Raw genomic sequence first — 22645 nt, forward strand, 5'->3', positions numbered from 1 at the left:
GTGCTGAATTCCGATGACCATTCGTCAAGAGGATAGGCATGCGTTTCCCGCCGCGCGGCTTGAATGCCGTTCGTCATGTTCGTTCTCCTTGCGATATTGGCAGAGGTCAGGGCACCCGACTTATTCGACGGTTGCTCAAACTCCGATGCGGGGATCGAAACCCCATTATGGTAAGCGTCAGAGGCGTTCGTTCATTCTGCTGTCAGATGTCCGGACAGTTCCGGATCTCAATTCTCGACCGACGGTTTGCCTCGTCCCGCGTCAGATGCCCTGGCCACTGCCAACATTCGCACGTGCGGAGTCAGGCGGCCTTCGGCATGGCGCTGATCGCTGTCGCCCAGATGAAGCCGACCAGTTCGCGGGCAACCGCAGCCGCGGCAACGGTGCTGCGCTTGCCTCTGCCCTCGAGGCGCCGAAAGCGCTGGTTCAGTCGCACCTGGGCTTTCCACCCGATGTCCTTCAGCGCCTGGCTGTAGTTTTCCCGTTTCAGCATGAGCAGCACGCCGACCTTGGGGGGCCATTTGTAGGACCACGCGGCCTCGACCAGCATCACCCTCGCGATCTTGTTGCCCGCTTTCGTGATGCCGCCGGGTCGCTGCTTGCCGCCGCTGGAGTATTCGCTGGGGACCAGGCCGAGATACGCCATCAGCTGGCGCGGACTGGCAAACCGGGAAAAGTCACCGATCTCCGCGGCGAGGGTTGCGGCGATGACCATCCCGATCCCCTTGAACACCTGCAATGCGTGCACCACCGGGGCGAGCGTCCAGCCCGGAATGAGATGGACCATCTGGCCTTCGATCTCGGCTTTTCGGGCCTCGGCCTGATCCAGGCGATTGATATAGCTCTGCAGCGCGAATTTCTGGGCAGCATGCTCAAGCGGCAGGGATGTCAGCCACTTCCGATAACGCAGGCACCATGCCTTCGACTTGCACCGCAGTCCGTGCTTGAGCAGAAACATCTGGATCAGCGCACGAGCTGCCCGGACATCCTGCGAAGCAACCTGGCGCGCCCGAACCAGATCGCGCATCGCCTCATGGGTGGCGTCGGGCACCCACACAAAGGTAAGTTCGCCTGCACGAAGCAGCCGCGCCAGCATCAGCGCGTCCCGCGTGTCGTTCTTCACCCGTTCACCCGGCCGCTTTGGCGTATGGCTTGGCGCCACGATCCGGCAGACAATCCCCATCTCTGCAAGCTGCCGGTAAATCCCATAGCCGCAGGGACCTGCTTCGTAGGTCACCTCGATCTTGCCGTGGCGCTGAACCAGTTTGCGCATCAGGCGCGAAACAGCATCGGGCGTGTTGTGAATCGTCCCATACATCCGGATCTCGCCGTCCCGACCGGCATCCGCAATCGCGACCGATATGCTGTCCTTGTGCACGTCCAAACCGACAAAGGCGTTGTAGTCTTCCATGTCATCTCCTCGGGCTGCGGACCGAAGAAGAGTGCGGACCGCGATCACTCTACGGCGATCCTGTCCCACGTCGGCTGGAGCGCCAAGAATGGTCATGCCATCTGCTGGAAGCGCTCCATCTCCTCCGAGCGCCGGGTATGCGTGGGCAATAAGCCCGCCACCTTGGCGAGGATCGGCAGCAGCGCCGCGGGCGAGCCGGTTCGGGCGAGCAGCGCACGGCCGAACTTCCGCAGGAAGAGCACCAGCGCCACCTCCCCCGCCTCATAGGCAAGCTTCCAGTCCCAGGCGCCATCGGCATCGGAGCCGCCGAAGGCGCGCTCCATCTCAAGCCGCAGTCGCAGCGCGTCGAGATGGAAGCCCTGCGCCAAATCAGGCTGCAGCGCTTCGGCCACGCTCAAGATAGCAGCGGCCGTATCAGGGGACGGGATGGGGACAACAGGCGCAAGCGCGCGCTCGGACGCAAAAGGGGCGAGATGGGTCATCGGGAAACTCCGGAATGAGGGACAGGATCAGGCCAGGACACCCTCTTTCGGGCACCCTCAGGCCTGACCCTCTCCGCCCTCCTCTTCCTCTCAAACCCCATGATTTCCGCAGGTGGCTTGATTTTGTTCCTGTTATGTTCTATTTTGAGAGCCACGCTATGAAGGGAGATCCCCGATGGAAAGCAACACTTACGCCCTGCCCGCGACGCCAAAGCAGATCGCCTATGCGCGGTCGCTGGCCCTGCGCAACCAGACGCTTCTGCCATGGGAGGTTCAGCAGGACCGCCGGGCCCTGAGCGCCTGGATCGACGCACAGGCCAGGCTGAAGCCGGGCACGCAGGACAGCCGTCCGACATCAAAGCAGGTGGCCTTCGCGGAACGCCTCGCCCGCATCAAGCGCCGAGCCGTGCCGGATGAGTGTTTCCGTGACAAGGGGCTCATGTCGAAATGGATCGACGGGAACAAGTGAGCACGGCACCGGCTGGCTCCGGCCTTCCGGAGCTTCAGCCATACCGTGGTTTGGCAAACCGAGCGTAGTTGCCAACCTGTAGATTGGCAGATTAGCCCTTCGGGACATCAGCCTCGGTCAAACTCCTGTCCGAAGTACCAAGGTCTGGTCGCGGCGGCATACCAGGAGGTACACCACTGCGCCCTTCGGCAACCACTACAAGTCGTTGCCGTCTTTCGACCCAGCGTCTTCATATCTCCCTGCACGTGGGGCTAGTCCATAAATTCTTTGGAAATGGTGAGCTTGGAGCGTCCATAACGCTGGAAAAGCAACCTCATCGAAGAAAACTATAATGGTCTCTTGGGGCAGAGACGTCGCCGTGTGCCGGTTTCATGTCTTCGGAGCCCGCCAAAAAAGCGCTTGCGCCGCAAGGCGTCAGCCGACGGCCGTAAGCGAGTAGTGCGGTGTCCCATCCCAAACCAGATCCCAAGACGCGCCAGGCCGGACGTTCTGGATGGCGTGGGGCTCGAAGCAGACGAGGCAATTCCCGCCCGGCGCGGGAGCCCGAACTGAGGGGTAGATCAGGCCACGCGATCCAGCCCGGCGCAGATGCTGGGCGAGGCTTTGGCCCTCGGGATATCCGACAGCCGGATCGGGATGCAGCGCCGGATGGCCCAGCTCGTCGGTCAGATCATCGAAAATCCCGATGAAATCCGCCAGCAGTTCCACATAGCGGGCGCTGTCATGATAGCTGCCCACAAAGCCGAGTTCGCGCGTGCGGTGCCACGCCACTTCGCTGACGGAAACCATCACGTCCCACGCGCAGTACCAGCCGCCGCGCTCTTCGGTGTTGAAGCGGTTTCCGCCGGCGCGGGTGTAGGTAAAGGCGGCGTTGACGTGACTGTCGCCATAGAGGCGCAGATCACGGCTGCGGCGCTGCCAGGCCAGCTCGCGCGGGTCCAAATGCGGGTTGCGGCCACGTTCCGCCAGAAGACGGCCGCTGGTCAGGCCCTCGATTTCTGCCAGGATCTCCATCTCGTCATCGGTATCGACGAGACCACGCAGGGATGGCGGCTTGTGGTAAGTGGCGGGCAGGAGACGAACGAGACCACGATCAGAAATCTCGGTCTGCTTCATGCCCCACCGCGCAATGCATCAAGATAGGTCCGAACCGCGAGAATTTGCGGCAAGCCCCCGTCGATGGCGGTATCAACCGGACGGCTACCCCCGAACAGCGGCCCTGTGTTCGGTCGGGTGAACCAGCTTCGCGCGAGCGGCTCGGAGAAGTAGAGTTCGAGCGATTTGTAGATGCCGATCACCGCACTGACCCGCAGCAGTTGATCCTTGGTCAGTTCTCCCGCAAAGTCCGGCTTCTTGGCGCGCTTCCACGTGCTCACCGTCATATCGGCAAGGCCAGCCGCTTCGTTCAGGTTAAGGCCCCAAGCATCGACCACGCGCGCGTAAGCCTTCAACGCGACGGCGTTAACCTGTGCAGGTTCCCTGATTTTCTCAGCAACGTACATGGCGTCCTCCATTGGCTTGAATATAGATCATATGGCCTCATGGTAAAGATCAAATGAACCGCCCGCGCTCTCACCCGAACCTGCGCCCGGCTTCGGTGAAGGTGTACTCGTTGACGATGATCCCCTCCTCGATGGCCTCGTCCGAGGTCAGGTGGTCGTATTCAGCCTCAAGCTGGCGGTAGAGCCAGCGGACCAGATCGCGCAGCGCCTCGGTCACGATCTCCTCGGCGTCCTCGGTCGGCGGCTGCCAGCTTGGACTGTCGCGCGTGACGTCGATCGACATCGTGTATTCGTGGTAGTAGCGGCCACGGTGGCTGACCTCGGCGGCAAGCTGGTAGAAGTTCCGTCGCTGAATCGCCTGCAGCCGGTCGGCTATGCCATGCAGCGTCGTGTCCTTGGGCGCGTAGTCCCCGATGCGCGCGGTCGCGCCCTTCGCGTGGGACCAGTAACCCTCAAAACAGGCCCCGTCCCCCTGACTCCAAAACCCTGAAAACCAGATGCAGGGCTTGGCCCGCGTCCCGCCGCCCATCAGTCGGACGGGAGTCGTCTTCAGGCGGATGCCGAGGATTTCACAGACCCGCTCGAAATCCTCGTAGACCGCGTCCCACCATTCATCGTGGGGGCCAAGCTCGCGATACCAGCTGCGCGCCTTTTCCTTGGCGGCATCCGAGAGTTCGGGGAGCCGTGTCATCGCCCCCATGATCAACAGCCGCCTGATGTCCCCCTGCCCTGCCTTCGATATTTTCCCAAGCCTTTGTTTGCCACCTGATGAATGCTGTCGCGGGACGATCCCCAGCCAGGCCGCAAAATCGCGCCCTGATTTGAAGCTCGCCATCGGGGGCGCAAAGGTTTCCACCGCGAGCGCTGTGAGCGCGCCAACACCCGGGATCGTCTTCAGACGCCGGGTCACCTCGCCTTGAGACGCGAGCGCCTCCGCCTGCCGGGTTTTCACTGCAATGCGCGCGGTCTTGTCCTTGATCAAGTCCACCAGGTCCATGCAATCCTGATGAACCAGCGGATGCAGACCATGATCTGCATCCATCAGGAAGGCTTCGATCCGCCCCAGATTGCGCGCACCGGTCGCAAAGACATGGCCGTGTTCATAAAGCACCCCGCGCAAGGCGTTGATCAGCTCGGTCCGCTGCCGCACCAGCCGCTCACGGCTCCGGAACAGCGTTGCACGGGCTTGTTGGTCGATGGTTTTAGGGTCGACAAACCGCATCTCGGGGCGCTGAGCCGCGATCACAATCGCCTCGGCATCGGCGGCGTCGTTCTTCTGCCGCTTCACGAACGGACGGACATATTGCGGCGCGACCAGCCTCACCTCATGGCCCAAATCCTGCATCCGCCGCGCCCAGAAGTGGGCACCGCCGCAGGCCTCCATGACAACAACCGCCGGAGCGTGCCCCGTCATGAACTTCTCGAACTGTGGACGCGTCAACTTCTTGCGGAACAGCACCTCCCCGACCATTGATGCCCCGTGCAGCTGAAAAACCGACTTTGCCAAGTCCACCCCAATCATTGTATCCATAGGTTGCCGTCCTCTCCGTCCCGTGGCTGTAATCACCACGACTTTGGCACATCGCGATGCCGTTAAGGGAGGGCGGCAACCATTCCATCTGCCCTCTCGCTATCCTCGGTGCCGACGACTTCCAGGCGCGCATTGCGATATCCCTCTCGCGCGATCCAAAGCTCCGCCGCGGTGACGGACTCCGCCAGATGCAGCAGCTCGGTGTTGCCGCCGAAGTCGAGGAGTACGCGTACCTGCCCGGGCTGCGGTTCCTCCGCCACTTCGAAGACCAGACGGCTGTCGGCCGAATGGCTGCGCATGATGGTGACGAGGATCACCCCGTCCGAGGAGAAGTTCCCTTCATGCAGTGTGAAGGCGGCCGGAGCCGTCCAGGTCGGATAGACCCGCGGCGGTTCCTTCTTAACCAGACGGCCCACTCCGTTCGAACGCTCCCAGGCGGCAAGCTTCTTGGTGAACCGGGCCGGCGGCTTGGGACTGCCGTCGGTGTAGCGGATCAGCGCCCCGAGAGGGGCTGTGTCGATGATGATCGTTGCAGACATGATTCCTCATCCCGAATGCGAGAATTCGCATTCATCATATTGATATTGCTGTTTTTTGTTGGAATGAGGGCGGGTTGCCCCGCCCCCGGATGGCTCAGATCATTCCGCAGCCAGCATCGATGCGTCGCCGCCGGGTAGATCAGCCGTCAAGAAGGCGGGGAGATCGATGTCGTCGGGGTGGCCCGCGTCCTCCCCCTGCCCTTCTGCAATCTCCTCGCCGTCGCGTGCCACCAGATCGGCCCGGCGCAGGACCCCGGGCAACCAACCGCTGCCCTTGAGGAGCCGCTCGGCTTCGGTGGCCATCTCGCCCTTCTTGAGGTGATCGAGAAGTTGCGCGGTCCCCTCCCCTTTCGCCTCGCGCACGGCCTCGAGGATCCGGGCCTTGGGCACGCGGTTGAGATAGCCATCGACCGTCGGCTCCCAGCCTGCCTCGACCATGTCGAGATCCACCGCGCGGGCCACGAGATCGGCATGCGCCATGCGGCGGGTCAGGCGGCTGGCGGAGATGCCCGCTCCGTAGGGGTTCACCTTCTCATAGAGGGCGTTGATCCCGAAGCTGAGGCAATGCGCCAGGAGCGCGAGACGGCTGCCCTGATCGAGCACGGTCAGATAGTCCCAAAGCGCGGCATCATCGCCGAGGGGCAGATCAGCCTCCCAAGCTGCGTGACGCTCGTCGACCAGCTTGGCCACGACGCTGTCCTTCAGATCGGGCGCCTGTGCCGACATGTAGACATGACGCACCGAAGCTTCCAGACAGCTGCCCGAGGCCGAGGAGGTGCGGAAGGTGTCCGTCACGAGCTTCAGGAGCAGGAGCGTCAGCGCGACGTCGGGCGAGCGCCCGATGGCCTCACGCAGCGCGAGGGTCCGATGGGCCGTCAGTTCCATGACCAGCCGCTCAGGCAACGGCTTCAGCGCCCCGTCGTCTTCCTCGTCGGATGCGTCCGCGCCGATCGGGTGACCGCCCGAGGTGATGGCGGTGCCCCCGACAGAGGTCCCCGAAGGTTTCCAGTTGGAAACACCAACATCACCCGCCTGCCCCATGGCATCCACACCATCGCCATCCTGGACCGCGGTCTCCTCGTGCGGCTCGTCCTCTAGCCGAACGTACCCGCGATAGATCGCGAGGCTGCCGTCCCGATCCAGCGTCACGAAGACGCCCGCGCGCGGGATCTCGGCCGGGTCATAGATCAGCGGCCGCTGTTCGAGCGCCTCCATCGCCATCTCGAGCTGCCCGAGCCGGGCATCGATCTCTTCGGGGTACTCGTCCAGGCCGGAGTATTCTTCCTCCAGTGCCCGATACTCTGCGAGGAGCGTCGCGTGGGCCGCGCTTTCCTCGTCGGTCATCGGCGCGGGCTCACCAGAGAGACGCCGCAGGCCATGGCTGTAGCCATAGGGCAGGTCTGTCGCGACCTCGATCCACTTCCAGCCCTCGGAGGCCAGCGCCTCGGCTTCGGCTTGGAGCTTCTCCGAAACCAGCCGGTCGAGCAGGGCAGGGTCCTCGAGCCAGCCACCATCGTCACCTTGGAAGAGATCGCGCAGCACGACACCGCCGGCCGCATTATAGGCATCGACACCGACGAAGACCGCGCGGCGATCCGAGGCCCAGACCGAGGTTTCCGTGAGCATGCGGCGGATGGCATAGGGCTCCTTGTTCCAGGAGTTCTTCACCACATCCCAGACCTGCACCTGACGCGCATGATCGGGGTTCACCGTGAAGGCCATCAGTTGTTCGAGCGTCATGCCGTCCTCGGCATAGACCTCGAGCAGGGCAGGGGCCACGGATGCGAGCTTCAGGCGCTGCTTCACGATCTGCGGGGTGACGAAGAAGGCCGCGGCGATGGCTTCCTCGCCCTGTCCTTTTTCGCGCAGGGCCGCGAAGGCGCGGAACTGGTCCAGCGGGTGCAGAGCAACGCGCTGCATGTTCTCTGCGAGCGAGTCATCCTCGGCCAGAATCTCGGACGCGGCATCCCGAACGATGCAGGGGATCGGTGCGGTCTTCGCCAGCCGTTTCTGCTTCACCAAGAGCGACAGCGCCTGGAAGCGGCGGCCACCGGCCGGGATCTCGAACGTGCCGGTCTCGACACCATCGGCATCGAGAACAGCCCGCACGTTCAGGCTCTGAAGGAGCCCGCGCCGGGCGATATCCTCGGCCAGTTCCTCGACCGAGACGCCGGCCTTGATGCGCCGCACGTTGGCCTGGCTCAGCACGAGCTTGTTGATGGGAATATCCCGCGACGGGGACAGGACGACATTCTGGGCTGCTTTCGCCATCAGATCTTCTCCACGACGGGCGCCGGAAGCCACTCTCCCGTTCTCACTTCCCGTCACCCCTCAAACCCCCAACCTTTTCCTCTATCTGCTGGTTGCTCATCAGACGGCGCAGAGGGTTCACAGCTGTGAACTTCATCGATTGGGGTGCCGACAGGGAGAATGTTCACAGCTGTGAACATCACGCCGCGCTTCGCCGGGACATCAGAGCCATGACCATCGGCCCGCAGGAGAACTCGCCCGCCGCCGCCTTCGATGTCAGCGCACGGAGATAGCCCCCGGGCGATCGGATGTCGGCGAAGCGTTCCAGCATGGCGACAACAACGATCGATGCCTGCTCGGGGCCCATGAGCCGTTGCGCTTCTTCCCAAGCGGAAGCACTGATCCCCATGGCCGGCCGCACATGGCAAGCCGCGTCGAAAAGCTGATGCCAGTGGCGGATATCGCCCTGGTAGAAAGTTTTGAGCGACGGGCAGCCCGCGATCACCAGATGGAGCGGGATCTTTGGCACGCGTCTTGTGTCCGCTTCTTCCACGTCAACACTAGGTGCATCCGTTTCAACATCTGGCGCGCCGGCCGCCGCCCGGCCTTTTTCCAAGGCAGGTTCAAGATCTATAGATTCTTTATTTGAATTATGATGGTGGCGCTCAATATTGGCACCATTGGTGTTCATTTCTTCTGTTTCGGGACCATCAATGACGTTGCGTGCGTGGTCGAGAAGGGCTTCAAGGTCGGCGCGAAATGCTGAGAGCTCCTCGATCGCTAGCTTGCGGCGGAGGGCGCGCGCCGTAAGGGCAGCCTTGTCGCGAAGCTGATCCCAAAGGCCAAGGCCAGGGCGGATCTCCTCTCCGAACTCGGCCAGGGCAGCAAGGTCTCGCCGCATGAGGCTCACGACTTCCCTCAGGCGCCGAACACGCTCCTCGGCCTCACGCACGGCCTCTGCGGCCCGTGCAATCTCCTCGGACCGACAGTAGATTGGCGACAGGTCGAAGCCGAAGGCCACGCGCTCTTCGCCGTGCTTTCGGACATAGCGCTTCCCGTTGGGGCTATCGCGCCGCATCAGCAAGCCAGCATCCACCAGACGGGCAATGTGCCTGCGCATCGTGGAGCAGGGCATGCCGTTCAGCCGCTCGCAGATTGCCTTGTTCGACGGGAAGACGACCATCTCGGTATTCCCGCCAAGTGCATCATCCGGAAAGAAGCTGAGAAGCCCCTGCAGAACGGTCAGATCGCGTTCGGAAACCCCAAAGGCCGCCTGCGCCTTGGACAGCTCGCGAAGGAGCTCCCACTTATTGACGGGCTTGCCCGGAACAGACGCCTCAGGACGCTCGACCACGCGCAGATGGGCGTGCGAGATCGGCCGCATAAACGGCGAAATCGGTGTGTACTCCATGATGTCATTCACGAAGGCATAGAAAAGCAGTTCCGCGAATCACATATGACTTGCGGTTTGCGCGCCGGCCCACTACCTTGAAAGTGCTAAGATCAAAGTTGGGGTCTCGTGGAGCGCAAGCTTTGCGGGACCTTTTCTTTAGCCTGTACCGTGCCTCCTTATTGTTGCTGCTCTGCCTCTCTTCATGTCTCGCCTTTCCAGCGATCGTGAAGCTCTTCGAGGACGTCCTGCGCGCGGGCATCAAGCCACTCCGCAAAGGCATCATCCACATCCGTCAGGTCCAGGCGAAGCGCCCGGCCAGATCTCTTGATCGCGCCAACGGGCGTGCCATCGATCACAAGGGCAGTGGTCTTCGATCTCGGCTTCTTGCCGAGCGTCGAGCTCACACTCTTTTTTACGTGCCGCGCAACGGCCTCAAAAGCCGCCACCGAAGGATCAACCTGCGGATCCTCATCCGCCTGTTCGTTCGCGGCCGCCTTGGCGCGAACATCAAGAGCAATTCGGGAAAGATCGTCGTTCTCGATCCGGCTGTCGGCAAGATCCTTGGCCAAAGCTTCCCATCTGGGACGGCCGACGCCGTGCGCCGGTCCGATTGCATGGGCCAGTGCAGTTCCGATCGCCTTGGCAACCGAGATCGACATCGATACCGCCGAACGGGTCACGTTGAGCACTTCGGCAATCTGTGCCTGCGAGCCAAAGCCACTATCGAGCAGTTCCTGAGCGAAGAGGGCACGCTCGATGTAACTCAGGTCACGTCTACCAGTATTCTCTGAAACCTGAGCGCGTAGTGCCGCCGTATCGTCCAGGTTAGCGATGAGGGCGCGAACCTTGCTCACTTTGTCGGAGGCACGAATGGCCTCAAGACGGCGGCGTCCATAGACGAGGAGATACCGATTGGGGTCGGTCGCGTGGCGCCGAACAAGGATGGGCACAGTCTGCCCGTTTTGTTCAATCGACGCGCGAAGGTCGTGCACATCCTTTGGGTCGAGGCGATCCGAGTATCGCTCGTCTTGGATCTCAGCCGGATCGAGCTCCCAAACATGGTGAGCATCGACGGCATCACGCGCTGACCGCAGGGCCCGATTGCTAGACATCATGCTACCAGGGGCAGGGGGCGTCCCCGCCGCTGCAAGACTATCCAGCATGGACATGCGCTTCTTCTTGCTGTCGGTCATCAGCGCCCCCAAGTCTTCTGAATGAGCTGGGCAATCTCGTCGTTGACCGCATTCAGGCTTTCAATGGCCCGGTCATAGGTCGTCCGGGTGAAGGCGCTGCGTTCGACCTCGTAAAGGGTCTGCTTGGTCAAACCGGCATCCGAGATGGCCGTCGACTTGAGCATCGGCGCGTTCAAGACCTTGTCGCCATACATCGTCCGCAAGAAGGCGACGATACGGTTCTGCGGTGCGTCTGTGGGCTCATACCGGGTCAAGAGATACCGCATCCAGTCATGCGACATGTCGGCCCCACTGTCGGCAATGACGTCCATCAGGTCGGCCGTCATTCTGAGGAACTGGCTCATCGACATCACGTCGAGCATCTCGGGATGGATCGTCACGAGAACGCCTGTCGCTGCCGACAGCGCGGACATGGTCAAAAACCCGAGCTGCGGAGGACAGTCGATGACGACGACGTCATACCGCTCATCGACCTGGGCCAGTGCCTCCTTCACACGGAAGAAGAACAAACCCGCATTGCCGCGAGAAAGCGCCCGCGGCGTCTCGTGCTCGAACTCCATCAGTTCGAGGTTCCCAGGAATCAGATCGAGGTTCGGGATGTATGTCTTGCGGATCACCTCGGCGATCGGAACCGGGTCTTCATAACGGATCGCATCATAGAGCGTACCGCCGTCTAGCAGGTCGAATTCAGGCTGAACCCCATGCAACGCCGTAAGAGAGGCCTGCGGATCAAGGTCGATCGCCAGGACGCGGTAACCCTTGAGTGCCAACCGTTGAGCAAGATGCGCCGAGGAGGTCGTCTTGCCGGAGCCACCCTTGAAGTTCATCACGCCGATGATCTGCAGATGGTCACCTGCGCGACGACCGGGCAAGTAATCTCCCGGCTTGCGAGCCGTTTTCTCCAGCAGTATCCGTAAGTTATGAATATCTTCGGCCGAGTAGTGCCTCCTGTTCCCCGATGAGACTTCGGGCGACGGCCCCTTGCCATCAAGGTGAAGCTTTCTGAGGTATGAGTCGTTGACACCCAGCAGAGCAGCAGCTTCCCCTGAGGTGAATTTGCGCATAGTCTTAGAAGCGTCGGGCGGGAACAGGCTCTCACGCTGCGAATGCAGTTGCGCCGCCAGCAACTCAGAGTGCTGACGGATCACAGCGTTCAGGTCTTCCGGTGTATCGGCTCTGCTCATCTGCCCTCTCGCGTCCGTGGCGTGTTCACGGATTTCGGCGTTTAGTCGCCCTTTTTCGTGACTATTGCCGGAGGACTCAGATTCGCGCAAGCTCTTTCTAAATCTGGTGTCAGCCGCTGCATGACGCACAAGAATAGCCCGGGTACGGGGACAGGCTTGCCCGCGCAACCAGCATGATATACATTACAAAATGTATATCAACGCAGGAGGTCGCCATGCAGGTCGCAAAATGGGGCAACTCGCTTGCCGTCCGCTTGCCCGCGGAGCTTGTCCGGGAACTTGGCCTTAAGGAAGGCGATCAGATCGACCTGGTCAAGGACGACGGCCAAGTCAAAGTCCGTCGTCTGGCGCGTGCGGATGAGGTGCTGATAGGTCTACGCCGCTTCCGGGGCAAGTTGCCCGCTGCGGAACGCCTGAGCCGCGACGCTACGCATGAGCGCTGAATTCGCGGACACGAATGTCGTTCTATACCTGCTCGATGACGGCCCAAAGGCCGATCGCGCCGAGGTCATCCTGGGGCAGGGACCGCGGATCAGCGTTCAGGTCCTGAACGAGGCGCTGGTGAACTGCCGCCGCAAAGCCGGCCTCAGTTGGGAGGAAGCAGCGGCATTTCTCGAAGGCGTGCGCGCCTTGTGTCCCGTCGAAGACATGACACTTCAGACCCATGACGTCGGTCGCGCCTTGGCGGAACGCTACGGCTTCTCGATCTACGATACGATGATCGTGGCCAGCGCTTTGGTTGCGGGCTGTACGACGCTGTGGAGCGAGGACATGCAAGACGGCCTGCTGGTGGAAGGTCAGCTTCGCATCGTTAATCCTTTTGCATGAGCGGACAGTCTCCGAGCATGGCGCTGGCCGTAGCCTTGTAATCCTTCCACGACGCGGAGCATTTGCAAGGTTGCCCGGCTACTCAAGCAGCCCCAGCCTTTCGGCTCGCTCCAACAGCATCTTCACGGATGACGGCTGCCAGCTGGTCCGCCCACGCGGCGTCCGCTCCCGCATTTTCTCGAGCCTGTTGCAGATCTCTTGCAGCGTGATCTCCGGGTTTGCGCCTTTGATGGCGGCGACGATGGCAGGCAGGCGGTCGTCGGTTTCGCGTCGGCCCGCACGGCCCAGCACGGTTTCGGGCAGGAAGCCGTCGCGGACATAGGCGTTCACCGCGCGGAGCAATCGGCTCTGAGTCCACTGGCGCTCGCGGGGCAGGGGGGCGTTGATGATGCGAAGCAAGTCTTCCCAGGGCATGTCGGGCCGCAGGCGGCGCACATGCGGCACCCAGTCCTGCGCCGTCTCGTTCAGGCGATCCATGTAACCGTCTTGCCTCGCCAGCCACACCTTGCGAAGCGCCGCGGGATCGCGAGCGCGCAGACCCGGGTTGCCACCGACCCGCCCCTTGCTGCGCGCCGAGGCCAGCCCCGCCTTCGTGCGTTCGCGGATTAGAGCGCGCTCGAACTCCGCCGCGGCGCCCAGGACTTGCAGGGTGAACTTGCCCTGCGGTGAGGATGTGTCGATCGGATCGGTCAAAGAGCGGAAGTAGGCACCTTTCGCCTCCAGCCGCTCGATCACCTCCAGCAGATGCGAGAGGGACCGCGCCAGGCGGTCGATGCGCACGACGACGAGCGTGTCGCCTTTGCCTATCCGGTCCAGCACGCGGGCCAGCACGGGCCGCGCGCGGTTCCCTCCCGATGCTTGCTCCTCATGGATCTCCGCGCAGCCCGCGGATTTCAGGGCCTGCGACTGGGGCAGGGGGGTTTGATCCTCGGTCGAGACGCGCGCGTAGCCTATCAATGGCATCAAAACAGGCCGTTTGCAGTTTCATATACCGTCAAGAAACGACCGTTTGTAAACGAATGCAAGGTCACTTTCTGTGACAATGATTAGCAGAACTATCTTGGTTTCCTTATGCAGATGTCGCGTTTAGCTCCCGATTTCAATTGAAGCAGTAAGCTGAAACTGAAGCGCTGGAATTTCACCTTAGCGCTTCACCAACGCCTCAAGATTCCTGGTCTTCACAGCCCTGCCGCTTTGGTCAGGTTCACCCGGAACCTGTCGCGCCTGCGCTGGTAGCGCCGGGTCATCTCGGCCGACGCATGTCCTAGGTGCTTTTGAACATAGCGCTCATCAACCTCTGCCGACGAGGCGAGCCCGGCACGCAAGGAATGCCCTGAGAACATTGCCAACCGTTTGGCTTCCGGCAAATCGGATCTGACACCACTCTTAAGAACGGTTGCCTTGATCAGTCTTGCGACGTGCTTGTCGGAAAGGCGCGCCTCGAGGGCGCTTTTGCCGTCCCGCGAGGTGCGCACGAAGACTGGGCCAAAGCCGATCTTGGCAAAGTGTAGCCATTGCTCCAGCGCGTGGACGGGACAGGTCTGGTCGCTTGAGCCGCGCCCGACCTCGACCTCGCGCCACCCGGTCTTGGCGTTAAGCGTGAGCAGCGCGCCTTTGTCGAAGATCTCCAGCCAGCCGCCGGAGTCCGGTGTATCATCCTTGTGTATGTCGAGGTTGACCACCTCCGACCTGCGCAGGCCGCCTGCATAACCCAGAAGCAAGATCGCCCGATCTCGGAGCCCGCGGAGATCGTAGGGCAGGGTGGCCACCATGGCCTGGATATCCTCAGGCAGGATAGCTTCCTTCTGAACCGGCGGGCGCGCATGCTTGCGTTTGATCCCAGCCAGAACAGTGGCGATGTGGCGATCCTTGCGATCAAGAGTGAAGCCGCGCTGCCTATAGTTCCAGGAAAGCCCCGAGAGACGACGCTCGATCGTGGAGACCGAAAGGGCAGGGGTCTTCCCGGTTGGTGCAGCCAGATCAGCCACATAAAGTCCAATCATCTCGGGTGAGGGGGGCAGAGGTTCTGTGCCTTTCAGTCGGCACCAGCGGGTGAAGTGTTTCCAGTCGGCGGCGTAGGCCTTGTTCGTGTTCCCAGCAGTCGAGGCCTCAGCGTAGTCCCGGGCGGTATCGATCAGCCGGTCGAGCGCGCCGGAGCCGGCCACATTGGCGGGCAGGGCGATTGAGGCTCGATCCCGAGAGGTTCTCTCGTCGTGTTCGTCACCGTTCAACGAGTCATAGGACGCTGAACTCGAAATCTCGGACTCCGACCCGCCCAAACCCTCGATTTTGGTGCTGCTATTTGTGAGATTACCCATGTTTTTGAGCATATCATTTTAACGTCCGATAATGCAAGATTATTGGACATCATTGTGATCAGAAAGAAGCGGCGTTTTTGGTGCAATTTTCTAGCCAAAAGCGCCGTTGTGAAATAGCGTGCCGGCATGAGAAATCCTTGTGTCAAGCCATCCGAACCCTTGCCGATGCTGGTACCGCTGCCGGGCTGGATCACGGCCAATTCTCCGGAAACCCTTGCGGTGGCGGCGTTCAAATCAGGCGCGGCCTTGGCGTACCTCACTCTGGCGACAGCTGCCGATCCTGTGCCGCAAGCCCTGTGGCGTGACCGGCTTGCGCTGGCGGCGGCAGAGGTTTCTGCAAGAATTTCCGGTCGGCGCGAAGGGGCCGCTGCGATGCGGGATGCCCTGCTTCTGACCAGGGCGGGCGATGATCCCGGCCCTGCGGGAAACATCCTGCGGCAATGGTCGCGCGCCGTGTCGCGGCCGATCTCGGTGGACCATCTGGCACGCGCGCTGGAGGGGGTCGCGCCGGAACGGATTGCCCTTACCCTTGATGTCACCGGGCCAACCCCGGTCGACCGCGCGGCGCAGGTCATCGAGGCCGTGCTGACCGACAATCCTCGGGGCGAGACCCCGGCCCTGATCCTGGCGGATGCGGTGCTGTCGCGGGCCTTGGGGCGGGATCATCTGCTGCCGCTTTTGGGCCCGGCGATGACGGCGCGCGATCTGCGCCTGCGGGGCGACGACCTGCGCCTTGCCTGCCACCGGGCTGCGGTGAAGGGCGTTCAACAGGCGCTGCCCCTTGCGGGCGAACTGGCGCGCGGGGCCGCACGGCTGCGCGCTGCGGTGCCGAAGCTGCGGGCCAAGGGGGCCGCGCGGGCGGCGGAAATGATCCTGTCGCAGGATGCGCTAGCGCCCGGAGCACTGAGCTTCATGTCGGACCGGGCGGCGCGGCGGCTGTGCGATCGGCTGGTGGGCCTTGGCGTCCTGCGCGAACTGACCGGGCGCGACACGTTCCGCCTGTATGGGGTCTGAGCATGGCACGGCGCGAAGACAGAGGGCTTGACAGGGATCTGGCTGATCTGCCGCCCGATCTTCGCTGGCGGGAATGGCTGCGCCGGATCGAGGCGGTGCTGTTTGCCAGCGCCGCGCCGGTCGCGCGCGAGGATCTGGCGCGTGTCGTGGGGCAGGGGGCCTCGGTCGATCTGCTGATCGAGGATCTGGCCGCCGATCTGGAGGACCGCCCCTATGAGGTGGCGCAGGTGGGGGCCGGGTGGATGCTGCGGACCAGATCCGCCTATGCGCCCGCGATCCGCGCGGCGGCGGATGTGGAGGGACAGGCCCTGAACCTGTCAGAGTTCGACCTTGCCGTGCTGGCGGCGATTGCGTTTCACCAGCCGATCAGCCGCGACGGGCTGAAGGACATCTTCGGGCGTGAGATCAGTCGCGACCTGATCGGGCGTCTGGCCGAGCGCGACCTGATCGGCACCGGCCCCCGCGAGCCGCGACGTGGCGCGCCCTATACCTTCGTCACCACCGATGCCTTCCTCGCCGCCTTCGGGATGACATCCCTGCGCGACCTGCCCGATCCTGAGCAACTCGCCGATGCCGGCCTGGCGGGATCTTCGAAAGCCCCTGACGTGTAAAAGGCAGCTTGGGATGAGGTGCAAGCGGTGTACCGATCACACCGCTTGCAGCGCAATTCCAGGGGAGGAGACCGTCGATCCGGCTCTGCTTGTGGCCCCGGACGATGGCGGAGAGCGTGGCTGACAGCCAGGCGGGGGGCCGACGACGTTCATTTTGCAGGTCTCGATCAGCTTGCGGCGAGCATGGGCCAGCAACAAGGGGGCCTGACCCTGGGATCTCAATGGCCCTTTCCCGCCAAGCCGTATTCACGAACAGCCGCAACCAGAATTTCCGCAAGACGAAGGAAGGGACGGGAGGCACGGATCGAATTGCGGTAGGTGATCCCGGTCATGATCGACCAGTGGTATCCGGGCACTTGCAGCGCGCGCAGACCCGAGGCGAGGCGCGGGTGAAGAAGCGGCTCGGGCAGGCTGGTCAGGAAGCCTTCGTTCCGGACCAGATCCAGCGCCAGCGACAGCGAATGCGTGGACACCGTGCTGCGCGGCGGGGCGACGCCGGCCGCGGCGAACATGCGGTCCAGATGATCGAGGGCCATCGTGTCGTAGCTCAACTGAACCCAGGCTCGGCCCGCCAGCGCGGCGACCGGCACCTGCGGGCAGGCGGCCAGCGGATCGTCCGCGGCGGCGACGATCCGGTTGACCTGTTCGTAGAGCGGGATTTCCGCCAGGTCCTCCAGCGGCTTGTCCGTCGCGCTGCGCAGTCCGCCGATATAAAGCCCGATCTCGCCCAGAGCCAGCTTCGGCAGCAGGACCGAACCGACACCGGTGCGCACCGTCAGGCCCAGGTTGGGAAATTCGCCGGACAGTGCCGACAGCACGCGCGGCATGAAGGCGGCCTCGTAGGTCGGCCCCACGCCGATGTGCAACTCGCCGCGGGCACCGTCGCGGGTGGCGTTCAGGTCGATCAGCGCGCCGTCCCACTGCGTCTCGATCTCGCGCGCCCGGGACAGCAGCACCTGTCCGGCCTGGGTCAGCACCACCCCGCGCGAGGATCGTTCAAACAGCGCCGACCCCAGGAAGTTTTCCAGTTCGCGCAGCGACTTGGTCAGCGCGGGCTGGCTGGTGTTGAGCTGCCGCGCGGCCGCCTGAAGGCTGCCCAGCTCGGCGGCGGCCAGAAAGTGCCGCAGACGCCAGACCTGATCCATTGCGATAACTTCCGTTTATATCTCTGATCCAAAACAGTATTACCTGTTGCGGCCGGGGGTGTCTAGCATGACGGACCGAGGCTACCCGAAAGGCACCCATCCGATGCGCGCGGTCTTTGTCCTGTTCGATTCGCTCAACCGCCATGCGCTTGGCTGCTATGGCGGCGCGGGCATCGCCACGCCGAACTTCGACCGCTTCGCCGCCCGCGCGGTGACCTTCGACAACCACTATGTCGGCTCGCTGCCCTGTATGCCGGCCCGGCGCGACATGCACACCGGGCGGCTGAACTTCATGCACCGGTCCTGGGGCCCGCTCGAGCCCTTCGACAATTCGATGCCCGACATGCTGCGCCAGGCCGGTGTGCACAGCCACCTGATCTCGGACCATTTCCACTATTTCGAGGACGGCGGCGCGACCTATCACAGCCGCTACAAGACCTGGGAGTTCATCCGCGGGCAGGAATACGACCCCTGGATCGCCATGGTCGAGCCGCCGCTCGACCGCTTCAAGGCGATGTATTCCGACAAGCACTACAACGTGCCGACCGAACCCAAGCGCCGCCAGCACCAGATCAACCGCGAGAAGATCCGGGCGGAGGAGGATTTCCCCGGCCCCGCCTGCTTTGCCCGCGCCTTCGCCTTCCTCGACGACAACCGGGATGCCGACAACTGGTTCCTGCAACTGGAATGTTTCGACCCGCACGAACCCTTCTTCGCGCCCGAGAAATACCGCGAGCCCTACCGCACCGGCTACAACGGGCCGATCCTCGACTGGCCGAAATACGCCCCCGTCAAGGAAAGCCCCGAGGAGATCGCCGAGATCCGCGCCAATTACGCCGCGCTGGTGGCGATGTGCGACGCCTGGTTCGGCAAGCTGCTGGACTATTTCGACGCGCACGACCTGTGGCGCGACACCTGCCTGGTGCTGACCACCGATCACGGCTTCCTGCTGGCCGAACATGACTGGTGGGGCAAGAACCTGACGCCCTATTACGAGGAGATCTCGCATATCCCGCTGATCCTGCACCACCCCGGCCATGCCGGGCGGGCCGGGCAGCGGGTGGCGGCGCTGACCCAGACCACCGACCTGATGCCGACCTTCCTGGAAATCTTCGGCCAGCCGATCCCGGCCGAGGTCACCGGCCGGTCGATCCTGCCCCTGATCGAGGGGGCCGAGGGGCCTTCGGCGCTGGCCTTCGGCATGTTCGGCGGGCCGATCGGCGTCACCGACGGCGAATACAGCTATTTCCGCTATCCCGCGGACCTCTTCGACGAGCGGCTGGGGGAATACACGCTGATCCCCACCCACATGACCGGGTTCTTCACGCTCAAGGAACTGGCCACCGGCCGGATGGCCGGCCCCTTCGACTTCACCAAGGGCCAGAAGCTGATCCGCTACGACGCGCTCAACGAGGCGCGCCGCCCGCCGGGGCTGGACGGAACCCGGTTCGTCGCCTTCGACTCGGCGGTCTATCACAACGCGACCGATCCCCATCAGCTGCATCCGATCCGCGATGCGGCGGTGGAGGCCCGGCTTTCGGCCGAGATCCTGCGCATCCTGCGCGCGCATGACGCGCCGCCGGAATACTTCGCCTGGATGGGGCTGGATGCCCCGCACGGGCATGACTGACACGAAACCCAGGGGAGGAGAGGCAAGATGATGAAGTTCCTGATGGCCGGCGCGGCGGCGCTTGCCCTGGCCGGCGGTGCGGCTGCCGCCAAGGACCAGCCCGACATCACCATGGCGATCAATCAGTCGCCCTGGCTCAACGCCTTCGTGGCGATGGTGGATCGCTACGAGGCGGAGACGGGCAATGTCGTGACGCTCGACGTGACGCCCTTCGGAGGGCTTCTGGAAAAGATCCGCAACTCGGTCCGCGACAGCACCGGCACCTATGACCTGGTCAACATCAACTCCTTGTGGCTGGCCGAGATCTACGCGGGCGGCTTCCTCGCGCCGCTCGACACGCTGCGGCCGGGCTATGCGTTGCAGGACGGCGTGCTGACCTACGGCATGACCACCAACTGGGATGCCGCCACGGGCTCCTTCGCCGAGGGGGGCGCGCTGATGGGGGTGCCGGTCAACGGCAACGTCCAGGTGCTCTATTACAACCAGGATGTCTATGACGAGCTCGGCCTGAAGGTGCCGACGACCTGGCCCGAGCTTCTGGCCAATGCCCGCACCATCACCGAAAAGACCGACCTCTACGGCTTCGTGCCGCGGGCGGCGCGGGATTCGATCGTCTACAACTTCACCCCCTATCTGTTCAGCCAGGGCGGTGCCTTCTTCCGCATCACCGGCGCGGGCGAGGCCGAGGTCACGCTGAACAGCGCCGCCGGCCTTGCCGCGCTCGAGACCTATCTGGCGCTGGCGGGCCCCGATTCCGCCCCGCCGAACCCCGGTGCCATCGCCCAGGGCGAGCTGATCCAGCTTCTGTCGGCGGGCCGCGCGGCGCAGGCGATCGCGGTGATCGCCGCCTGGGGCGCGCTGGAGAACCCCAAGGATTCGCTCGTGGTGGGCAAGATGTCGGCGGCGCTGCTTCCGGCCGGCCCGGACGGGACGGTGGCCTCCTCGGCCGGGCACTGGGTCACGGGCATCCCGAAGAACGTGCCGGCCGACCGCCAAAAGGCGGCGCTGGCCTTCCTCGACTGGTTCCAGTCGCGCGAGGTGCAGATCGAGTATGTCAAGGCCGGCGGGGTGCCGGTGCGCGGCGACCTCGCCTCGTCCGAGCTCGGCTCCGACAGCGCCTTCCGCTTCATCGACGCCTATTCGCAGAACGCCGCCCACGCGGTGATGGGCCTGCCCTTTGCCGCCGCGGCCGAGGCTTCGGACGCGATGGCGCTGCACCTGAACCGCGCGGTGATCGGCGAGCTTGCGCCCGCGGCGGCGCTGAACGCGGCGGCGGCGGATCTGGCTGCGATCCTCGAACGCAACGGCTACAAGGTCACCCGCGGCCCCGATCTCTGATCGGGGGCGGGCGGCGCGGAAATCCCGGAGGCAGGGCGATGGCACGGGCGCAAACTGGGGCACAGGCTGGGGCGGGGCGGGGGCGCGCGGCGGATCGCCGCTGGCTCTGGCTGTCGCTCGGGCCGGTGGCTGCCTTCTTCGTGCTGCTTTCGGGATTTCCGGTGCTGAACCTGCTGGGGCTTAGCCTCTTCGACGTGAAATGGAGCGAGGGGGCGGCGCAGTTCCACTATCTCGGCCTCGACAACTACCGCCGGCTGTTCACGCAGGAGACGGTCTATTGGGCCGGGGTGCGCAACACGGTGATCTTCGCCGTGACCGTGGTGGTCTGCCAGATTGTGCTGGGTTTTGCCATGGCGCTGGCGGTGAACCGCGCGGGCACGGCCGGGCGCACGGTGCTGACCGGCATCTTCCTGCTGCCGATCGTGATCCCGCCGATCGTCATCGGCACCATGTGGCGGCTGATCCTGGGGCGCGAGTTCGGGCTGGCCAACGCGGTGCTGTCCGCGCTCGGCCTGCCGGCGGTGGACTGGCTGGGCAATCCCGATGTGGCGCTGGCGGCGGTGATGTTCGTCGATGTCTGGCACTGGACGCCCTTCGTCTTCCTGCTGATGCTGGCGGGGCTCGAGGCGCTGGACGGCGAGGTGCTCGAGGCCGCGCGGATGGATGTGCGCGGCCTCTGGCAGGAGGTGCGCCACATCATCCTGCCGCTGATGATGCCGACCATCGCGATCACCGCGCTGTTTCGCATCATCCTGTCGTTCAAGGTCTTCGACGAGGTCTATCTGCTGACCTCGGGCGGACCCGGCACCTCGACCGAGGTCATCAACTTCTCGATCTACCGCACCTTCTTCCGCCAGGATCAGGTGGGCTACGGCTCGGCCATGTCGGTGGTGACGCTGTTTGCGGTCGCGCTTCTGGTGATCCTGGCGCGGGGGCTGCTCGCGCGGCGGCGGAGGGATGCGGCATGAGGCTGCGCAGACAGGCCGGCCGGATCGGCGCCAGCGCCCTGGTGTGGTCCTACGCGGCGCTGATCGTGCTGCCCACGCTCTGGGTGCTGTCGAACGCCTTCAAGTACAAGATCGCCATCATCACCGGCCAGGTGCTGGCGAGGCCGACGCTCGACAACTTCCGGGAACTCCTGTTCTCGCGCCAGTCGCATTTCCTGTGGAACCTGTGGAACAGCGCGGTGGTGGCGGTGATCTCGACCGCGATCGTCATCGTGCTGGCCACCATGGCGGCCTTCACGCTCGACCGGCTGCGGGTGCCGGGCTGGGTCAAGTGGGCGGTGCTGGGCTGGGCGATCCTGTTCCAGATGCTGCCGACGCTGACCTTCGTCGGCTCGTGGTATGTGATGTGGGCGGCGGCGGGGCTGCACGGCACCTATCTTGCGGTGATCCTGACCCATGTCGTCCACAACCTGCCGATGGGACTGTTCCTCATGCTCAGCTTCATGTCCGCCCTGCCGAACGAGCTGTTCCAGGCGGCGCGGATGGACGGCTGCACCCATGCCCAGACCTTCTGGCGCATAGCCTTCCCGCTGGTGCGCGGCGGGATGATCGCGGCGACCGCGCTGATCTTCATCTTTTCCTGGAGCGATTTCGCCATCGCGCTGGCGCTGACCTCGCCGCGGACCATGACCGCGCCGGTCGCGATCTCGACCTTCGCGCAGGAATACGACATCCGCTACGGCGAGATGGCGGCGGGAACGCTGCTCTCGATCGTCCCCGCACTCGTGCTGATCCTCGTCGGGCAGCGCTTCATCGTCCGCGGCCTGCTGGCCGGCGCGGTGAAATAGCCCGGCGCCCGG

At 63.7% G+C, this 22645-nt stretch carries 21 protein-coding genes and 3 pseudogenes; 9 read left to right on the forward strand and 15 right to left on the reverse strand.

Annotated features, from left to right (window positions below):
- Positions 1-301 precede the first annotated feature (301 nt).
- A complete protein-coding gene (locus ACO2Q5_RS22095; RefSeq protein WP_423295105.1) occupies positions 302-1411 on the reverse strand; it encodes an IS110 family transposase in 1110 nt (369 codons plus the stop codon).
- Positions 1412-1506: 95 nt separating this feature from the next.
- Positions 1507-1893: pseudogene (locus ACO2Q5_RS22100) on the reverse strand (hypothetical protein); the annotation flags it as partial.
- Between the two features lie 175 nt (positions 1894-2068).
- Between ACO2Q5_RS22100 and ACO2Q5_RS22105 the strand changes: the two are divergent.
- Positions 2069-2362 carry a hypothetical protein gene (locus ACO2Q5_RS22105; protein ID WP_423295108.1) on the forward strand — a complete coding sequence of 98 codons (294 nt, stop codon included), beginning with the start codon at positions 2069-2071 and terminating at the stop codon, positions 2360-2362.
- Positions 2363-2776: 414 nt separating this feature from the next.
- Here the strand turns inward: ACO2Q5_RS22105 and ACO2Q5_RS22110 are convergent, their stop codons facing one another.
- From ACO2Q5_RS22110 to repA, 9 genes and pseudogenes are all read right to left on the reverse strand, one after another.
- Entirely contained in the window at positions 2777-3478 is a 702-nt protein-coding gene (locus tag ACO2Q5_RS22110; protein ID WP_423295110.1) for an RES family NAD+ phosphorylase, read from the reverse strand.
- Positions 3475-3876, reverse strand: a complete 402-nt coding sequence (locus tag ACO2Q5_RS22115) for an MbcA/ParS/Xre antitoxin family protein (protein WP_423295112.1) — start codon at positions 3874-3876, stop codon at positions 3475-3477. The genes ACO2Q5_RS22110 and ACO2Q5_RS22115 overlap by 4 nt, the downstream gene beginning before the upstream one ends.
- A gap of 58 nt (positions 3877-3934) precedes the next feature.
- Positions 3935-4564 (reverse strand): antitoxin of toxin-antitoxin stability system, encoded by a 630-nt coding sequence (locus tag ACO2Q5_RS22120; protein WP_423295195.1) that lies wholly within the window; start codon positions 4562-4564, stop codon positions 3935-3937.
- Positions 4544-5395 (reverse strand): annotated as a pseudogene (locus ACO2Q5_RS22125) (IS110 family transposase); the annotation flags it as partial. The gene ACO2Q5_RS22120 and the pseudogene ACO2Q5_RS22125, both read right to left, overlap by 21 nt.
- A gap of 62 nt (positions 5396-5457) precedes the next feature.
- Positions 5458-5934, reverse strand: a complete 477-nt coding sequence (locus ACO2Q5_RS22130) for a hypothetical protein (protein WP_423295115.1) — start codon at positions 5932-5934, stop codon at positions 5458-5460.
- A gap of 99 nt (positions 5935-6033) precedes the next feature.
- Positions 6034-8205: a ParB/RepB/Spo0J family partition protein gene (locus ACO2Q5_RS22135; RefSeq protein WP_423295117.1), complete on the reverse strand. Its 2172-nt coding sequence runs from the start codon at positions 8203-8205 to the stop codon at positions 6034-6036.
- Between the two features lie 178 nt (positions 8206-8383).
- Positions 8384-9595, reverse strand: coding sequence for a plasmid replication protein RepC (gene repC, locus ACO2Q5_RS22140; protein ID WP_423295120.1), 1212 nt, complete (start codon positions 9593-9595; stop codon positions 8384-8386).
- A 182-nt stretch (positions 9596-9777) separates the two neighbouring features.
- Positions 9778-10770, reverse strand: a complete 993-nt coding sequence (gene repB / locus ACO2Q5_RS22145) for a plasmid partitioning protein RepB (protein ID WP_423295123.1) — start codon at positions 10768-10770, stop codon at positions 9778-9780.
- Entirely contained in the window at positions 10770-11954 is a 1185-nt protein-coding gene (gene repA / locus ACO2Q5_RS22150) for a plasmid partitioning protein RepA (protein ID WP_423295125.1), read from the reverse strand. The genes repB and repA overlap by 1 nt, the downstream gene beginning before the upstream one ends.
- A gap of 215 nt (positions 11955-12169) precedes the next feature.
- Between repA and ACO2Q5_RS22155 the strand changes: the two genes are divergently transcribed.
- Together ACO2Q5_RS22155 and ACO2Q5_RS22160 are read left to right on the forward strand one after the other, a co-directional pair.
- Complete coding sequence (locus tag ACO2Q5_RS22155; RefSeq protein WP_423295128.1) at positions 12170-12397, forward strand: AbrB/MazE/SpoVT family DNA-binding domain-containing protein; 228 nt, start codon at positions 12170-12172, stop codon at positions 12395-12397.
- Positions 12387-12782, forward strand: a complete 396-nt coding sequence (locus tag ACO2Q5_RS22160) for a PIN domain-containing protein (protein WP_423295130.1) — start codon at positions 12387-12389, stop codon at positions 12780-12782. Before ACO2Q5_RS22155 ends, ACO2Q5_RS22160 begins: the two co-directional genes overlap by 11 nt.
- Before the next feature lie 78 nt (positions 12783-12860).
- Here the strand turns inward: ACO2Q5_RS22160 and ACO2Q5_RS22165 are convergent, their stop codons facing one another.
- Complete coding sequence (locus tag ACO2Q5_RS22165; RefSeq protein ID WP_423295132.1) at positions 12861-13745, reverse strand: recombinase family protein; 885 nt, start codon at positions 13743-13745, stop codon at positions 12861-12863.
- A 215-nt stretch (positions 13746-13960) separates the two neighbouring features.
- Entirely contained in the window at positions 13961-15112 is a 1152-nt protein-coding gene (locus tag ACO2Q5_RS22170; RefSeq protein WP_423295135.1) for a tyrosine-type recombinase/integrase, read from the reverse strand.
- A gap of 153 nt (positions 15113-15265) precedes the next feature.
- On the opposite strand from ACO2Q5_RS22170, the gene ACO2Q5_RS22175 reads away from it, so the two are divergent.
- Both ACO2Q5_RS22175 and scpB read left to right on the forward strand, forming a co-directional pair.
- Positions 15266-16114 carry a DUF1403 family protein gene (locus ACO2Q5_RS22175; protein WP_423295137.1) on the forward strand — a complete coding sequence of 283 codons (849 nt, stop codon included), beginning with the start codon at positions 15266-15268 and terminating at the stop codon, positions 16112-16114.
- A 2-nt stretch (positions 16115-16116) separates the two neighbouring features.
- A complete protein-coding gene (scpB, locus tag ACO2Q5_RS22180) occupies positions 16117-16725 on the forward strand; it encodes an SMC-Scp complex subunit ScpB (protein ID WP_423295139.1) in 609 nt (202 codons plus the stop codon).
- A 55-nt stretch (positions 16726-16780) separates the two neighbouring features.
- Here scpB and ACO2Q5_RS22185 read toward each other — a convergent pair.
- Both ACO2Q5_RS22185 and ACO2Q5_RS22190 read right to left on the reverse strand, forming a co-directional pair.
- A pseudogene (locus ACO2Q5_RS22185) lies at positions 16781-16896 on the reverse strand (transposase domain-containing protein); the annotation flags it as partial.
- Between the two features lie 47 nt (positions 16897-16943).
- Positions 16944-17870 carry a LysR substrate-binding domain-containing protein gene (locus ACO2Q5_RS22190; protein WP_423295141.1) on the reverse strand — a complete coding sequence of 309 codons (927 nt, stop codon included), beginning with the start codon at positions 17868-17870 and terminating at the stop codon, positions 16944-16946.
- A 67-nt stretch (positions 17871-17937) separates the two neighbouring features.
- Here ACO2Q5_RS22190 and ACO2Q5_RS22195 point away from each other — a divergent pair, with 67 nt between their 5' ends.
- The 4 genes from ACO2Q5_RS22195 to ACO2Q5_RS22210 are packed head-to-tail and all read left to right on the forward strand — an operon-like array spanning position 17938 to position 22633.
- A complete protein-coding gene (locus ACO2Q5_RS22195; RefSeq protein WP_423295143.1) occupies positions 17938-19500 on the forward strand; it encodes a sulfatase in 1563 nt (520 codons plus the stop codon).
- 27 nt (positions 19501-19527) lie between these two features.
- Positions 19528-20838, forward strand: coding sequence for an ABC transporter substrate-binding protein (locus ACO2Q5_RS22200; RefSeq protein ID WP_423295145.1), 1311 nt, complete (start codon positions 19528-19530; stop codon positions 20836-20838).
- A gap of 38 nt (positions 20839-20876) precedes the next feature.
- Entirely contained in the window at positions 20877-21806 is a 930-nt protein-coding gene (locus ACO2Q5_RS22205) for a carbohydrate ABC transporter permease (RefSeq protein ID WP_423295147.1), read from the forward strand.
- A complete protein-coding gene (locus tag ACO2Q5_RS22210) occupies positions 21803-22633 on the forward strand; it encodes a carbohydrate ABC transporter permease (RefSeq protein ID WP_423295149.1) in 831 nt (276 codons plus the stop codon). The genes ACO2Q5_RS22205 and ACO2Q5_RS22210 overlap by 4 nt, the downstream gene beginning before the upstream one ends.
- Positions 22634-22645 lie beyond the last annotated feature (12 nt).

The organism is Neotabrizicola sp. VNH66, assembly GCF_049445895.1.
Taxonomy (GTDB): domain Bacteria; phylum Pseudomonadota; class Alphaproteobacteria; order Rhodobacterales; family Rhodobacteraceae; genus Pseudogemmobacter.